Source organism: Vibrio sp. 10N.261.54.E10, from assembly GCF_002877735.2.
Lineage (GTDB): Bacteria > Pseudomonadota > Gammaproteobacteria > Enterobacterales > Vibrionaceae > Vibrio > Vibrio crassostreae_C.
Map to the genome: position 1 here is coordinate 1,478,541 of NZ_MCXE02000001.1, position 17,483 is coordinate 1,496,023.

The window sequence follows — 17,483 nt, forward strand, 5'->3', positions numbered from 1 at the left end:
GTGTTAGTCGAGTCGCTTACTCTCTTTTCCATGGCAGACGAAATGCCACCACACCAAACAGAATCAAGATTGGGAAACGTAACGTTTCAACAATAAATGAAGCAATACCGCTGAAAGAGACAAAGCTTCCAGCCCAGCTAATCAGCAGATTTCCCGCTAACAACATCGCCATCACTCCAAGAACGATCTTGAATGAGAACTGACCAACCAAAGGTTTCGAGTCTGTTAACGTCACTAGGCATGCAATCGTCATCAAAATCGCCACCCAGAATGAGAATGTTGGCAGTGGCCATATCACCGTCAGAACAATCGACAGTAAGCACAATGCCCACCAAACACCTTTAGAACTCAATAAGGCGCTAATATCAACATCCGGTTTCGCGTCTAATCTCACGATATGCCACGTCGTTAAAGCGCCTAATACGCCACCCATTAATACATCACTAAAAAACGCACTACCTGAATAAGACTTAAATAGCATGATCCACAGCAGGCCAGCGAGCACTACCAGAATGGCTTTTTGCTCCAAGAGGCGCTTTAGTTTCCAAAAGACTAACAAGGTTAAACTGACCCACAAGGCAGCCAACAGACTTGGAAAACTATACCCACTGCTCATCACCAGTTTCAATGTTGGCAAGTAAGCGTGTGGACGTGGAAAACCAAAACCTTGGTGCGCGATTAAAGTAAGTAGTGTCACCGAGATCAAAGTAAAGCCAAACTTCAACGCGAAGTTACGGCCAAAGTACCAAGCAATTAACGGCAATATCACAATGAAGACCCATGGCTTGGCCAACAAGTCAGTCAAAAGCACAGTATTCGTAAATACGCTTGGCATCTTATCGAACGTGTTTTGAAGTGACACAATCCAATTTAATTCAACTTGATGGACTTTGGGTGCCGCGCCCACCAGCTCAGTCACATACGTCACCGGTTGATCTGTCGCAGATAAAAACAGCTCGTTAATCTCAGACCACTGTTCTGGGTAGCGGTATTGGTGATCTTGCAATTCAGTAGGAGGAAGTAACATCGCTCGGCTGACTTCCACGCCATAATGAGGAGCAAACCAAATCGGCAGCTCAAAGCCACCTAACTCATTTCGAGCCTTGTAACTGATCACTTCAGAGTCAGAAATACAATCAAACACGACGGCACTGTCGGTATAACCTAGCACATCACCGACCGTTACCGACAAACCAGCCTCTTCCCACGTTTCACGTTGCGCCGCGACGGCTGGCGGCTCACCTGAAACAACAGTGCCTCCCGGTAGAGACAATTGACCGGTGATCAACTCATCAACCAACACGATTTGGTTATCAGCACGTACTACACACAAGGCGCCCGCGATATGATCGGGCAAAGTGTCGTTTGCCCAAGCGGAAGTAGTACTCAAAAGAGACAGTATGAAAACTAATAAATATCGAATAACCAACGAGTTTACCTAAAAAATAATAGAAGAATATTGAAGACTGCTTTTGCAGTTGAACTATTGTAATCAAAGCCACACAAAATCGCTGTCTACGTTTTGTGCAAAGCCTTCCTCATCCATTGAATGTGAGGTGTGAACCCCATTTTTTGATAGAAGTCCTTGGCAGGCGAGTTAAAGTCCCAAACTTCTACAAAGACTTGTTCAACCCCATAATCATCAAAAGTACTTTCAACTTTGTTAAACAACTTTTCAGCAATCGATTCTTTTCGATAATCAGGCAAGACAAACAGTTCATCGACACTTCCCATCGGCACTGGTTTGCTGACCGTTGAGATAAGCTCACAAAAATGCCCAGAGATAAAGCCAACAATGAGCTCACCTTTTAATGCCACATAAACCAAACATTCAGGGTCATCCAAGTATCGTGCAATGCTTTTTTCCTGCTCAATCTCTTCTGCCGTTTTAAAGTGCTCTGGGCTAGCAAGGTGGTGGTGATGGTGGAGATCGAACATTAACTCGTTAAGTTGTTCTAAATCCGCGTGCTTTGCGGCCCTTAAGGTGACATTCATGACTATTGCGCTTCTCAAACCAAATTAATATCTAAACTGAGTCTAGTTTACTTGGCGTGAGTATCTATACAAGTTATTGAATTAATTCATTGTTTGAAGTGTGTATTTTAGATACAAAAACGGCCACATTACGTGGCCATTCTGTTTGAATGATTTTGAATTAAACGAATATCGAAGCTATGGTTTTTGCTGTGGCTTTTGCTGTAGCTTCAGCTTTATGCACCGTTATCTTCTTTCTCTTCTTTGAGATCAGCAAGCTGTTGTTCCAGTTCAATAAGCTTAATTTCCGCCTCTACTTCCGCAACTCGCTTTTCTGCATCAGTGCGATTGTCTTGCGCTAGACCATCAGCAGTAACTTGGGTTCGTTGTGCGTTTCTTGCATCGTCCGTATCTTTCATTGAACCCGCAACACCACCGGTCACACCACCTAATGCAGCGCCCTTAACGGCTAAACTCGCATCTCCAGTTAGAGCGCCGGCTGTTGCTCCTAATAAAGCACCACCTACCGCACCACGATTACGTGCGGCATTCTCATTTTCGTTATCCATTGCTGGTGATGCGCAACCAGAAAGAGTCACAATCAGTGTCGCTAAAAGAAAAGGTTTAGTGAATTTCATAGGAGTCTCGCTTAGTTCTTCGTTTTGAGTAGAGCCATCTTAAGCAGAACCGTTAATGAGATAAATAAAGCCACGTTTAGACGATACATCATGTTCAGCTATGTATTATTCAGCCATCACATAACTGATTAATGATATATAGCTTTGAGCTCGCTTTATCCTCACCAACAAAAAGGGCGACCAATAAGGTCGCCTCAATCGCGCTTTCTCTATAATTCTTGCCTTTCACATATCTCTTAGCCTTTAGACCAAAAGTTTTGCATGTTTGCTACGCTAGGTGGTGGCCTAACACCACAATCTCGATAATGATTTTTATCGCCGATCCCCAGTATCTTGCCATTTTCGTCATCAATCATAGCCGCAACTTTAACACCGTCTCCCACATGGCGAGTTAACACGACAATTTCACCAGCTCTTTCAGACCTTACTGCGCCTAAGATTTGATATTCGTAGCGGCCTTTCCTTGAATTAACGATCATCTTCGAGTTAATAGGGTCGGCTTCATATCCCACACCAATATCAAAAACCGCTTGATAGAGATCGACGCCAGTCTTTGATACACATTTAAATACCTTGGGATGACTCAAAGGTTCTAACAACGCTCTACTCGCTTCATCCTTTGAAATACTGGCACTAGCAGCACCACTGACCAATAAAGCAATCAACAAAAAGTAAGCTCGCATAAAAAGACCTCAATATGTGGGATTCATAATGAGGTCATAGTAAACGCAATGGATAAGCGGATGAATAAAGTAGAGTTTAGGTAAACCATCACGCCGGATTATGTATAAATCAACAAGCCGAAGGTGAGATTACCTAAACTGCGACTTCTATTTGCCGAGCTTTTCAGCAATTTCAGTTAAGCTGGTAGGGTCGTCAATAGTTGAAGGCACCACATATTGTTCACCTTCTGCGATCTGCCGGATCGTTCTACGTAAGATCTTACCTGAGCGTGTCTTAGGTAACCTCTCAACAACCAAGGCTTGCTTAAAACAAGCTACCGCGCCGATCTCATTACGAACCTTGCCAACCAATTCCCTTTGCAACTCAATGCCATCGACTTTTACGCCATCTTTTAACACAACTAGACCTAAAGGAAGTTGTCCTTTCAAGTCATCGTGAATCCCGACTACCGCACATTCTGCAATGGCTGGGTGACCACCCACGATCTCTTCCATTTCTCCAGTCGACAGACGGTGTCCCGCTACGTTTATCACATCGTCGATACGGCCCATAATAAATAGATACCCATCTTCATCGAGATAGCCACCGTCCCCAGAAACATAATAGCCTGGGAATTGGCTCAGATAGCCAGATTCAAATCGATCATGATTACGCCAAACCGTTGGCAGACAACCGGGTGGTAGTGGACGTTTGAGTGCAACAAAGCCTTGCTGATTAGGCTGTGCCGTTTCACCCAATTCATTAAGAATCTCGACTTGGTAACCGGGCACAGGCTTAGTTGAAGAACCTGCTTTCACTGGCAAAGATTCCAGCCCTGTCGGATTGGCAGAAATAGCCCAACCCGTTTCGGTTTGCCACCAGTGGTCAATAACCGGTTTATTGGTATGAGACTCAACCCAATCCAATGTTGGCGGGTCCAAACGCTCTCCCGCCATAAAAATCGACTTGAGCGATGATAAGTCATACTTGGTGAGTAACTCGCCTTCAGGATCTTCTTTCTTGATAGCTCTAAATGCCGTTGGCGCAGAAAATAACACATCGACGTTGTACTCTTCACACACACGCCAGAATGCCCCCGGATCTGGCGTTCTAACTGGCTTTCCTTCAAACAAGATGGTTGTGCAACCATGAATCAATGGCGCATACACAATATAGGAATGCCCCACTACCCAGCCGACATCAGAAGCCGCCCAAAACACACCATCTTGCGGCATATCGTAGATAGTGCTCATCGAGTATTTCATCGCGACCGCATGACCACCATTATCGCGCACCACGCCTTTTGGCTTACCCGTCGTCCCTGATGTATACAAGATATATAGTGGGTCAGTCGCTAGAACAGGCACACATACGTGAGGCAAAGCATCCTCAACAGCTTGCTGCCAAAGTACATCACGTTCGTTGTTCAATTCGGCTAGAGACTGCTCTCTTTGGAATACCACCACTTTCTCAGGCTTCCATCGGCTGTCCATGATCGCGCGATCGACCATCGGCTTATATGGCAGGACTTTATTTATCTCGACACCGCAGGATGCAGTAATCAACACCTTGGGCTCGGCATCTTCAATTCGAACGGCAAGCTCATGAGGGGCAAAACCACCAAACACCACCGAATGCACCGCACCTAGTCGTGCACAGGCCAACATTGCCATCGCCGCTTCAGGAATCATTGGCATGTAGATCACCACACGATCACCTTTGGTAACGCCTTGCGTGGCTAACATACCAGCGACTTTAGCCACTTGGTTACGCAATTGATTGTAAGTGTACGAGGATTGAGTTCCTGTAACTGGAGAGTCGTAAATCAGTGCGGTATTGTCACCTCGCCCATTTTCACAATGATAATCCAGCGCGAGCCAGCAGGTGTTCATCACCCCATCAGGAAACCAACGCTCAATTCCGTTATCGTCAGTTTGTAATATCGTTTTTGGTGGTTCAAACCAATCTATCGCTTGTGATTGTGTTTCCCAAAACGAATTTGGGTCTTCCCTCGCCCATTGATACTCGGTGATGTAATCTGTTTTTCTAGTCATTCGATTCGTAGCAGACATAGTGCCACCTCCATGATTCATCCATTTTCCAAGCGCCTGCCCTTTGGCAGTAGCACTTGATTGCGCTCTTTTCTCAGCGTTGTGTTCGGAACATTTAACCGAACACGAAAATCGCTTTACTTGGGAAAAGGCACACGAATGGCACCTTCCATGATCACTCGGGCACTACGACTCATAATCGCCCTCTCAATTCTCCATCCGCTTTCTGTCTCTAGCGCTTTAGCACCTACCTTCAATGTTCCTGATGGGTGCCCAAAAGTCACAAAGTCACGAGAGCCTCCTCCCGCCGCTAAATTCACTAGCGTGCCCGGAACACTCGCAGCTGAAGCAATCGCAACCGCAGCTGTGCCCATCATGGCGTGATGCAATTGCCCCATAGACAGAGCGCGTACCAGCAGGTCTGTCTCATCCACAGTAACTGACTTGCCACTTGAAGCTTGATAGTCTTGAGGCTTAGCAACAAACGCGACTTTAGGTGTGTGTTGGCGTGATTCAGCTTGTTCTAAAGAATCAATCAGCCCCATCGCTACTGCACCATGTGCTCGGATGGATTCAAACAGAGCCAAAGCTTTGGCATCACTATTGATATCAGATTGAAGCTCTGTACCTTGATAACCAACCGATTCAGCATCAACAAAAATGGTTGGTATCCCTGCATTGATGTATGTTGCTTTGATGCAGCCCAATTCGGGAACATCTAAAAAATCGACAACATTCCCTGTTGGAAACATAGAACCACTCGCATCGGCGGGGTCTAGAAAATCGACTTGGATCTCAGCAGCGGGGAAAGTGACACCATCGAGCTCAAAGTCACCTAACTCTTGGACTTCCCCATCAGCGATAGGTACATGAACAATAATGGTTTTCTCTATGTTCACTTGCCATACTCGCACCTCGACCACACCGTTTTCTGGAATACGATTCGAGTCGACTAGGCCACTATGAATAGCAAATGGGCCCACTGCAGCAGACAGATTGCCGCAGTTACCGCTCCAATCAACGAACGGCTTGTCTATTGCTACTTGGCCGAATAGGTAATCAACATCGTGATCGGCTTTACTGCTTTTCGAAACAATAACGGTTTTGCTGGTGCTGGATGTTGCGCCACCCATGCCATCGGTTTGTTTGCCATAAGGATCTGGACTACCAATCACGCGCAGAAGTAATGCGTCTCGAGCTTCTCCGGCAACTTGCGCAGCTTCAGGTAAGTCACTTAAGTTGAAAAAGACACCTTTGCTTGTTCCGCCCCGCATATAGGTAGCAGGTACTTTTATCTGTTTGATGTTCATAACCAGCTCCTAATTTGCAAGAAAGTCTTTGGCGAAACGTTGCAACACTCCACCAGCGCTATAAACATTCACTTCGTCTGCCGTGTCTAGTCGGCAGGTCACAGGAACATCAAGCTTTTCACCGTTTTTACGAGTGATGACTAGAGCTAAATCAGAACCTGCTTCAATGTCACCGTACACGTCGTAAAGCTCGGTGCCGTCCAACTCTAAGGTATTGCGATTCGTTCCTACTTTGAACTGCAGAGGCAATACACCCATGCCAACTAAGTTGGTTCTGTGAATTCTTTCAAATCCTTCAGCCACAATCACTTCAACACCCGCTAAACGCACACCTTTGGCAGCCCAGTCACGTGATGAACCTTGTCCATAATCCGCACCCGCCACGACAATCAAAGGCTGTTTACGGTTCATGTAGGTTTCTATCGCTTCCCACATTCGCGTAACTTGACCTTCGGGTTCAACTCTTGCTAGTGAACCTTGCACGACTTCTCCAGCGTCCTTAACCATTTCGTTATACAGCTTAGGGTTGGCGAATGTTGCTCGTTGCGCGGTTAAGTGATCACCTCGATGGGTCGCGTAAGAGTTAAAGTCCTCTTCCGGCACTTCCATTTTGGTGAGATATTCCCCCGCAGCGCTCGAAGCGAGAATCGCATTTGAAGGGGATAAGTGATCTGTAGTGATATTGTCACCCAGAATCGCTAAAGGTCTCATACCAGATAGGCTTCGTTCTCCCGCAAGAGCACCTTCCCAATAAGGTGGCCTGCGAATATAGGTACTTTGAGGTCGCCAGTCATAAAGCGGTTCAGTAGTCACCTGCTCCTCGTCTGGCTGGAACATTTTTACGTAGATTTGTTGGAATTGCTGAGGCTTAACATGCTCACCGACAACAGCATCGATCTCGGCATCACTCGGCCATAAATCGCTTAAGTAGATTGGCTTACCATGGTTGTCAGTGCCTAAGCTGTCTTTCTCGATATCAAAGCGAATCGTACCCGCCAAGGCATAAGCAACCACTAATGGCGGTGAGGCTAAAAACGCTTGTTTTGCATAGGGATGGATTCGACCATCGAAATTTCGATTCCCTGACAACACAGCGGTTGAGTACAGGTCGCGGTCGATGATCTCTTGTTGGATAGCAGGATCTAGGGCTCCGCTCATACCATTACAGGTAGTACACGCATAACCGACGATACCAAATCCTAATTGTTCCAGCTCAGGAAGCAAACCCGCCGACTCGAGATAGAGCTTGGCAACTTTAGAACCTGGAGCAAATGACGTTTTCACCCACGGTTTACGAACTAATCCAAGCTGATTGGCTTTCTTAGCCACCAATGCTGCGGCGACCACATTTCTTGGATTACTGGTGTTAGTACAAGAGGTAATCGCTGCGATGATTACGGCACCATCAGGCATCTGTTCATCGCTGTACTGCTTAGCATGCTGCTCTTTCCAAGATGTTTGACTGATACCTTGTTCAGCCAGCTCTCTGGTTGGCAAACGGCGATGAGGGTTAGACGGCCCTGCAAGATTGCGCTCAACCTTCGATAAATCAAACTCAAGTACACGCTCATATTGGGCAGAATCGAGATCGTCAGCCCATAGCCCAGTTTGCTTGGCGTAGCGTTCAACTAGTTCAACCTGCTCAGGCTCTCGACCAGTGAGTTTCAGGTATTGAATAGTCTGCTCATCGATATAGAACATACCCGCTGTCGCACCATACTCTGGCGTCATGTTGGAGATGGTTGCGCGGTCACCAATGGTCAGTGCACGAGCCCCCTCACCGAAGAATTCCAAATAGCTTGAGACCACTCTCTCATTGCGAAGGAACTCAGTAATCGCAAGCACAATATCCGTTGCAGTTATCCCTTCTTGTCTCTGACCCGTCAGTTTAACGCCGACAATATCAGGCAATCGCATCATCGACGGACGACCGAGCATCACTGTCTCAGCTTCCAAGCCGCCCACACCAATCGCAATAACGCCCAGAGCATCAACGTGCGGTGTATGGCTATCGGTACCAACACAAGTATCAGGAAACGCGATGCCTTCTTTAGATTGAATAACTGGAGACATTTTCTCCAAGTTAATCTGGTGCATGATCCCGTTACCCGCTGGGATCACACTCACGTTTTTAAACGCGGTTTTACACCATTCAATAAAATGAAAACGGTCTTCGTTTCTGCGCTCTTCAATCGCGCGGTTTTTATCAAATGCTTCGTTATCAAACCCGGCATGTTCCACTGCCAAAGAGTGATCAACAATCAGTTGAGTTTCGACCACTGGGTTCACCTTGGCAGGGTCTCCGCCTTGGTCGGCAATCGCGTCTCTTAATCCAGCCAAATCTACTAGGGCTGTTTGACCTAGAATGTCATGACACACCACTCGCGCAGGATACCAAGGAAAATCTAAGTCACTCTTGCGTTCAATGATCTGCTTTAAGCTGTCTTCAAGGGTTTCAGGATCACAGCGTCTTACTAATTGCTCTGCCAACACTCGCGACGTATAAGGCAAGGTTTTATAAGCGCCCGGGAAGATTGCTTCTACCGCTTCGCAAGCGTCGAAATATTCTAAACCCGTTCCCGGTAAAACCTTTCGATACTTGTTTTCATCAAGCTCTTGGTTTCTTTCAAGTTTTACATCAGACATACATCCACCATTATCTGTTAAATTCTATTCGTTGTTTCTTGAGGCCTTGTCGTATGAAGACGGAAGTCACCTCAAGATATAAGTCGGCTCGTTATAGAGGGCTAACGTAGATGAATAGGTAGCCAGTCTTGATGCTCTGGCCCGGTGTAGTCTGCACTTGGACGAATGATGCGATTGTTTTCTCTTTGTTCGAACACGTGTGCTGTCCAACCCGTAAGGCGGCTCATCACGAAGATTGGCGTAAACAGTTTGGTTGGGATGTCCATGAAGTGATAAGCCGACGCATGGAAGAAGTCAGCATTACAGAACAGTCCTTTCTCGCGCTTCATAACCGCTTCAACACGCTCTGAAACGGCATAAAGCTGTTTATCACCCACCTCTTGAGCTAGCTCTTTTGACCAATGCTTGATTAAGGCGTTTCGTGGATCGCTCTCACGATAAATGGCATGACCGAAGCCCATGATTTTGTCTTTGTTAGCAAGCATCTGCATGATGTTAGTTTCTGCTTCATCAGCCGTTTGCCAATCTTGGATCATTTCCATCGCCGCTTCATTCGCACCGCCATGTAAAGGACCTCTCAACGTACCAATCGCTGCGGTGACGCACGAATGGATATCAGACAACGTTGATGCACAAACACGAGCGGCAAAAGTCGAAGCATTAAACTCATGTTCCGCATACAGGGTTAGCGAGCAGTGCATCACCTTCTTATGAAGTTCACTAGGTGTTTTATCCGTTAGCATTTTCAAGAAGTAGCCACCCAGACAGGCTTCACTTTGATCTTCAGTATCAATTCGCACGCCATCATGGCTAAAGCGGTACCAATAACAAATAATGGCAGGGAAAAGCGCGAGCATTCGTTCAGTCGCGGGCAGTTGCTCAGAAAAATCAGTCTCTTGCTCTAGATTACCTAGCATTGAACAACCAGTTCTCATCACATCCATTGGATGAGCGTCTGCAGGGATCAGTTCTAAGGCCGCTTTCAAAGGTTGAGGCAAGCCGCGCAGACCAACTAACAAGGCTTTGTAGTCATCGAGCTCTTTTTCAGTGGGTAAGTGACCTCTTAGTAGCAGATGCGCCACTTCTTCGAACTGAGCATGATTAGCAAGGTCGGTTATGTCATAGCCACGGTAGGTTAAACCCGTTCCTGACTGGCCTACGGTACATAGCGCAGTGGTTCCGCACTTTGGCCACGTAGACCAGCACCACCTATTGCAGGTGCGCTTACTGGTGTACTTGCTGTTTTTGCGCTTTGTTGTTGGTTTTCTGTTGAAGCCTTATCGACAGCTGCTTTATCACTCAAAGATACAGACATGGTGAACTCCTTTTCTGTGTTAGTCGCCTGCACTCTTTGGTGCTGCCTGTTTATGTATCCGATGATCTTTATCATCGGTACTGGATATGGCGACTAACCATTTCACGTTATTGGATTAAGTTAATTTTTGATTAATTGAAACCGGTTTACCCTTCGCTTGAAAACAACTGATCAAGCTTGTTCTCGTAGTCGTGGTAATTCAGGTGTTCGTAAAGCTCTTTACGGGTTTGCATTGAATCCAACAAAGCTTCTTGATTACCTTCAACTAACAAGTGTTTGTAAACATTCTCCGCCGCTTTGTTCATCGCACGGAACGCACTCAATGGATAAAGCACCATGTCGACACTTGATTGGGCTAACTCGTTACAGCTGTAGAGTGGTGTTTGGCCAAATTCAGTGATGTTCGCAAGAATAGGCACGTGCTTGCCCGTTGCTGATTTCAGCGCTGCCGAGAACTTCACGTATTGATCGAGTTGATTCATCGCCTCAGGGAAGATCATGTCTGCGCCCGCTTCAACACAAGCTATCGCTCGTTCAATCGCACTGTCTATTCCTTCAACCGCCAATGCATCCGTACGAGCCATAATCACAAAGCTTTCGTCGGTTCTAGCATCAGTTGCAGCCTTAACTCTATCGACCATCTCTTGCTGACTTACAATCGCTTTATTTGGTCGATGACCACAGCGTTTCTGAGCGACTTGGTCTTCCATGTGGATTGCTGCTGCGCCTGCCTTCTCCATAGCGCGAATCGTACGTACAATATTGAATGCGCCACCAAATCCCGTATCGATATCCACCAGCAATGGCAGATCACACGCGTTGGTAATACGTTCAACATCTACCAACACATCGTTCAATGTGGTGATGCCTAAATCAGGCAACCCATAAGACGCATTGGCGATGCCTCCGCCAGACAAATAGATCGCCTGATGCCCCAAGTTCTTTGCCATCATCGCGCAGTACGGATTGACCGTGCCGACGATCTGCAATGGGTCGTTGTCTTGCACAGCTTGTCGGAACTTAGCTCCTGCTGATAACTTCATAATGACGCTCCCTGTTAATTGTTTATTTCTAGCTAACCTTTAAGACTTACGGCTTTTGGTTATCGCCAGCTCTGACCCGCTGACAGATACCAGTCGCCAGTTAATCAAGATCTTTGGATTGGATTTGTTGTTCTATAAGCAGTCGACTTCCCGATATGTGTCTTCGCATAAGCATTTCTGCTAGCTCTTCATCACGGTTACGGATCGCTTGTAGAATGTATTTGTGTTCATCTAGCGCCTCTTTTGGACGAGACTGCGCCCTAGGTGATTGATAGCGATACATGCGTAATAAGTGATAAAGCTCGTCACACAACAACGAAATGAGTTTGCTGTTGCGACTCGCTTTGATAATGCGGTAATGGAAATCAAAATCCCCATGTTGATGAAAGTAAGAAGAACCTTCTACTTCATCGATATGCTTTGAATGTGTCGACAATAACCCTTCAAGCCCGACAAGCTCTTCTTGTGTGATATGTCTCGCTGCGAGTCGAGCAGCCATGCCTTCCAAAGCCTCTCGCACCGCGTAAAGCTCTAGCAGTTTTTCTGCCGAAAAAGTAATCACTCGCGCGCCAACATGTGGAATGCGTTCTATTAGGCCAAGCCCTTCAACTCGCATTATCGCTTCACGTAATGGGCCTCGGCTTACTTCGAAGCGTTTAGCCAATTCAGGTTCCGAAATCTTACTGCCCGGTAGTAATTCACCGCTAACAATCGCCTCAACGAGATACTCAGTGAGATTTTCTGATTTAGTGTTCTCTTTATCGCTAACACGTGTTTTCGTGTTTGCATTTAAGCTGAGATCTTTTATCGCAGTATTCATATTCACGCTGCTCACTTCTATTTGCTGAACCTTAATTGTCAACAATTCCATAACATGAACATAAAATACACGATTAAATTGTCGACAATCAAGCAAATTGTCGACAATTTAGACTAAGGTAGTACTTTCTATAGGCGATAAAAACTTACTTAAAAGGACACTAAAAACAATTCAACCACTTGTTATTTATCGATTTAAGCAAAGAAAGAGCCGCTAAACCCTTCCCTACCCTGAAATCACTCGAAACCAATGTGTCGACAACTTATAGACAGACTTGACAAACGCAGAGCACTTTGAGTCGATCTACCTGTTCACCGATAAACAGATATAAAAAAGGCGCACTCATGTGCGCCTTTCATTCATAGACCCCGTTCTAACAAGCCACCTTTACTCAAGCAATCTGACGAGTAACATCTAGGTATTTGCTGATATCAACGAAATCAATTTGTTCCGGCTTCAGATACTCTTCTGCATAACGCAGGTGAGTGCCGCTGGTTAAGAACAATCTAAACAGTTCGATATCGAGATGCTCGTCCAATGCCATTTTATACATGATGTCGACAGCAACACTGATTGGCTTAGCCTTCTTATAAGGCCTATCTGCAGCGGTTAATGCCTCAAAAATATCAGAGATCACCAGAATACGTTCTGGGATTGAGAGGTCATCACCAGTCAGCTTCCTTGGATACCCTGTACCTTTAAGTGTTTCATGGTGAGTTGAAGCGTAGCGAGGAACACGACTTAGCTCTTTCGGGAATGGCAGGTTCTCAAGCATCTTAATCGTGCCAAGCATGTGCTCGTTTATCTTAAATCTATCTTCAGCAGTCAATGTACCGCGTGCAATACTCAGATTGTAGACTTCGCCTAGGTTGTATAAGTGCTCAGGCACATCCATTTTAATTTGATGTTTCGGGTCAAATTCTAACGGCCTATCTCTTTTCACTATGTGCTCTGGCTTATCACTCAAAAGTGGTTCTGTGGCTGGTAAACTTGAACTCGGCTCTCGATTCATTGCCTCTATCGGTGATAGACCAAGTTGATCATCAAAGTGACGCGTCCAGGTCGTCTCAGCTATCGAGCGAATACGAGTGACTTTGTCATCACTCATGAACTCACCACCAACGTTCGACGTAGCGATAAAGGCAAAGTCATCTTGTAGCTGCTGCTTCGTTGCCGTAAGTTCATCGGCTATCAGTTGCGTTGATAGCGTACCATCAAGTTGTTTTCTCAAAGCGGTGATTTCCGCATCACGCCAAAGTACTTCAAATCGAGTTCTCACCTCGTGGATTCGGTTGTAGTTCGCTTCTAACTTCGTACCTTTATCGACGATGTGTTCCGGTGTCGTGATCTTGCCACAATCATGAAGCCAAGCCGCAATTCTAAACTCACGGCGTTCGTCATCATTTTTAAACTCAAAGTCTTTGAAGTGCTCAGACTGCGATTGTTCCGCCGCGTCAGCCAGCATCAAGCCGAGTTCTGGTACACGATTACAATGCCCTGCCGTATAAGCGGACTTATCATCGATCGCTTGAGCGATGAGCTTGATAAACGACTCAACAAACGCCTCTTGCATCTGTTCATGTCGTTTAATCTCCATAGCCATATCTTTTACAGCAACAGATAATTCCCACACTTCTTTGATTCGAGTATCAAGAATTGTCACGTTGTCATAATCACGCAGCTTAACCTTATGAGTCTCTTCCTCTAATTGGCGAATTGGATGCACTATCGGCGCACCAAAAACCCAAGCAATAGGCAACGTCAAACTCATCAGTAACACCGTTACACCAACAGAGGTTGCTAGACGTTTATTGACTGTACTGAAGACTTCAGATTCGGGAATCAATACCGCAAAATACTCAGAGTAGTGTTCGCCCGTGTCTATTTTCTTTAAATAGAGATGCTTGATCTCGCCATTCAACTCTACCCTTACCATACTGCCTTCAACCGTTGCTTCCTTAGTCAAATCATAAAGTTCAGTATAAGGAACCGTCGTATTCGTATTAAAGCCGGTATCATGCAGCCACTTTTTCGCTAAGGCATCAAGTTGTTCACCACTTAACTTACTGATAGCTTGATCAATGATTGGGAGCAATTGTTTATGCTTGCTCTGCAGCACCAAATGGAATTGGTTTGAGTAGTTCTGTTTTAGATCTTCTAGAGTCCCATTGACAACAAGGCCTGGCTGGAAAAACCTATCTAATGCAAACGAGAGTACGGGTTCTGCTTCTAAGAAAGCAAAGTTCTCTTCGCTTTCAATTGAATTAAATGCAGACTCTAGGTTTTCAAATTCAACTAAATCAATGTTCGGAAAATCCTCTCTCAACTTAGGAATAATTGACCACCCAGATAAAATGGCAACTTTTTTACCCTCAAGCTCGGCATAATTAGTGACAACCTTCGCGCCGACCCTTGTCACGATAGAAAATGGCAATTCATAAATTGGAGTCGTGTATAGGCCATCTATGCCATTATTTTTATAATGTTGAACCGATTGCAGGCCATCAATACTTCCTTCTTGAAACTTACTGACAAGCTCGCCCCAAGAGAAACCATTAACAAATTCAAACCTGATCCCTGTCATCTCACCAATCATTTTAAGAAGGTCTATCGCATAGCCGTTTGGTTTTCCCGCCACTGAAAAGTCCATAGGCCCCCAATCATTTTGATTAGACACTAACAGCGGAGGGGTATCGTTAATCAAGGCTTGCTGCTCAGACGATAGCATCAATGTTGATACATCAAACTCCGATTCCTGATTGTTAACCTTGAGGTTAGACGCAATAATATTACCCGATTTCGAATATAAGAAAGACTCAACCTTACTGTCTTCTGCTAAGCCAAGCGCCGTACCTGATAGTTTGCTAGCTAAAGAAGACAACACAATATCAATACCAATCACATGTTGAACTTCAGATTCGATTTTCGAATCAAACGCTAAAGAATAAGTTTGCCCGGTAATTTGTAAATGCTGGAAAAGATATGGCTGAGTTTTTTCGACCGACTGAACATTGGCAGAAACATACCAAGGCCTGGTTGTTGGAAGGTAGTTGCTCTGCTCCGTAGTTGAGTTTCTTAGCGTAAACTCTTGGTCAAAATATTTCGTCGTACGGACGCGCTCCTCCCCTATATTATGAATCTCAACCACAACCCAACGGTCCTTTTGTTGTGCACCGATTTTTTCTCTAACGACAGGGGCAGATTCTAAATTAATAATTTGGAAGAAGTTTTCATTAGATGAGCCAATGTAAATACTATAAAAGAGAGGGTTATCTTTAATTGCTTCTGAAAGAATACTACGCGACTCTTCTTTCGATATTTTGTTACTTATAGAACGTTTCACTGAAGAAAGTAAACGCGCGGTATTGGCTGCGTCAGAATCAACCGCGCCGATATAGTTACTCAGCTCTTGGGACACCATCGTCAACTTTGATAGGGTATTCTCAGTCGCCATTTTTTTACTGAAGTAATATTGCAGTGAAACCGCAACAACAGCGGTAAGAAATGTCGCGAGTAAAAACATTCCTCCAACAGTAAATCGTAACGAAATTTTTTTGTCTGTCATTATTCGATCCTTGAATAACCACTAGCTCAGAAATGTAACGTGCCAGCTATAATTATATTATTACAGTAGCACTGCACACCTAGCAACATATTATTCTATATATTAAAGAGCGCCTCTCCATATCACTCTTTGTGTCGCAATAAGTACGCTCTTTAATGATACACAGCAGTATAAAGCGACCAACAGTCAAAAAAATTGTTCACATAAACTCAAGAAAAACCTAGTTATTATTGCTAGAAGCAATCCTACAACACCTCCCCGTGAACTTTATGAACAATATTAATCCAATGTTCTTTATTCTCAATATCGCCGCATTACAGACATTTCGTTAACACACCGTTAACTTTAACGTCATCTACTAAGCAATACCCTATTCGTGTATTTAGTAGCTGGATATAAAACATAAGTTTCTCTCCATTGAAGAGATCCCCTATATAAGGAACGTGAACCATGTTCAAGGCACTGAAACCTACTCTTGCGGCTTCTATTATCGCAGCAACCTTTTCTTTCAACACTTTTGCTGCTGACGTAGAAAAAATCCACTTCCTAATCCCTGGCGGCGCTGGTGGCGGTTGGGATATGACAGCTCGTGGTACGGGTGATGTATTGGTGAAATCAGACATCGTAGAAAATGTCTCTTTCCAAAACCTTTCTGGTGGTGGCGGCGGTAAAGCGATTGCTCACCTAATCGAGACGGCTCAACGCCAAGAAGACACGCTAATGGTGAACTCAACGCCTATCGTTGTTCGTTCACTAACGGGGATCTTCCCACAATCATTCCGCGACCTAACTCCTGTAGCAGCAACCATTGCCGATTACGGTGCAATCGTCGCGTCTGCGGATTCTAAGTACAACACTTGGGAAGACGTCGTTAAAGAATTCGAAACCAACCCACGTAAAGTGAAAATTGCTGGTGGTTCAGCTCGTGGCAGCATGGACCACCTTGTGGTTGCGGCAGCGTTCAAAGGCGAAGGTTTTGATGCGAAGAAAGTGCGATACATTGCTTACGATGCAGGTGGTAAAGCAATGGCAGCTCTATTATCTGGCGAAACACAACTGCTTTCGACAGGCCTTGGTGAAGTGCTAGAAATGTCTAAATCAGGCCAAGTAAAAGTATTGGCAGTGACGGCGCCAAAGCGTCTTGACGCTGCACCTAACATCCCAACACTGACTGAGTACGGCAACGAAACCGTATTCGCTAACTGGCGTGGTTTCTTTGCGGCACCAGGCACAAGCCAAGCGAAGATCGACGAGTGGAATGCAGCGCTTGGCAAAATGTACAAAACCGATGAGTGGCAAGTGGTTCGTGACCGTAACGGTTGGATCGACAACTACAAAGCTGACAAAGATTTTTACGCCTTCCTAGAAGATCAAGAAAAACAGATGGGCGACCTAATGCGAGAGCTTGGTTTCTTGAAATAACCAACAACCATAGAGGGCCTATGTGCCCTCTTACTC

Annotated in this window: 11 protein-coding genes and 1 pseudogene; 1 reads left to right on the forward strand and 11 read right to left on the reverse strand. The window is 45.3% G+C overall.

Annotation, left to right across the window (positions count from 1 at the left end):
- Positions 1-16: 16 nt before the first annotated feature.
- The 11 genes and pseudogenes from BCU07_RS06555 to BCU07_RS06605 all read right to left on the reverse strand — a co-directional run bounded on the left by BCU07_RS06555 (position 17) and on the right by BCU07_RS06605 (position 16,025).
- Positions 17-1,429, reverse strand: coding sequence for a bifunctional NUDIX hydrolase/phosphatase PAP2 family protein (locus BCU07_RS06555; RefSeq protein WP_102428958.1), 1,413 nt, complete (start codon positions 1,427-1,429; stop codon positions 17-19).
- 86 nt (positions 1,430-1,515) lie between these two features.
- Positions 1,516-1,995, reverse strand: coding sequence for a GNAT family N-acetyltransferase (locus BCU07_RS06560; RefSeq protein ID WP_009846623.1), 480 nt, complete (start codon positions 1,993-1,995; stop codon positions 1,516-1,518).
- A 215-nt stretch (positions 1,996-2,210) separates the two neighbouring features.
- Positions 2,211-2,612 carry a glycine zipper domain-containing protein gene (locus BCU07_RS06565; RefSeq protein ID WP_017062298.1) on the reverse strand — a complete coding sequence of 134 codons (402 nt, stop codon included), beginning with the start codon at positions 2,610-2,612 and terminating at the stop codon, positions 2,211-2,213.
- 236 nt (positions 2,613-2,848) lie between these two features.
- Entirely contained in the window at positions 2,849-3,295 is a 447-nt protein-coding gene (locus BCU07_RS06570) for a hypothetical protein (RefSeq protein ID WP_050648228.1), read from the reverse strand.
- Positions 3,296-3,442: 147 nt separating this feature from the next.
- Positions 3,443-5,347, reverse strand: a complete 1,905-nt coding sequence (locus BCU07_RS06575) for a propionyl-CoA synthetase (protein ID WP_017063816.1) — start codon at positions 5,345-5,347, stop codon at positions 3,443-3,445.
- A gap of 116 nt (positions 5,348-5,463) precedes the next feature.
- Entirely contained in the window at positions 5,464-6,636 is a 1,173-nt protein-coding gene (prpF, locus tag BCU07_RS06580) for a 2-methylaconitate cis-trans isomerase PrpF (protein ID WP_102428959.1), read from the reverse strand.
- 9 nt (positions 6,637-6,645) lie between these two features.
- A complete protein-coding gene (gene acnD, locus BCU07_RS06585) occupies positions 6,646-9,282 on the reverse strand; it encodes a Fe/S-dependent 2-methylisocitrate dehydratase AcnD (protein WP_102428960.1) in 2,637 nt (878 codons plus the stop codon).
- 101 nt (positions 9,283-9,383) lie between these two features.
- A pseudogene (gene prpC / locus BCU07_RS06590) lies at positions 9,384-10,597 on the reverse strand (2-methylcitrate synthase).
- A gap of 146 nt (positions 10,598-10,743) precedes the next feature.
- The gene (gene prpB, locus BCU07_RS06595) at positions 10,744-11,640 is read right to left on the reverse strand and encodes a methylisocitrate lyase (protein ID WP_017071740.1); all 897 of its coding nucleotides are present in this window, start codon (positions 11,638-11,640) and stop codon (positions 10,744-10,746) included.
- Between the two features lie 100 nt (positions 11,641-11,740).
- Entirely contained in the window at positions 11,741-12,460 is a 720-nt protein-coding gene (locus BCU07_RS06600; protein ID WP_102428969.1) for a GntR family transcriptional regulator, read from the reverse strand.
- 391 nt (positions 12,461-12,851) lie between these two features.
- Complete coding sequence (locus BCU07_RS06605; protein ID WP_102428962.1) at positions 12,852-16,025, reverse strand: HD domain-containing phosphohydrolase; 3,174 nt, start codon at positions 16,023-16,025, stop codon at positions 12,852-12,854.
- Positions 16,026-16,475: 450 nt separating this feature from the next.
- Here BCU07_RS06605 and BCU07_RS06610 point away from each other — a divergent pair, with 450 nt between their 5' ends.
- Complete coding sequence (locus tag BCU07_RS06610) at positions 16,476-17,447, forward strand: tripartite tricarboxylate transporter substrate binding protein (RefSeq protein WP_017080798.1); 972 nt, start codon at positions 16,476-16,478, stop codon at positions 17,445-17,447.
- The last annotated feature ends 36 nt before the right edge of the window (positions 17,448-17,483 follow it).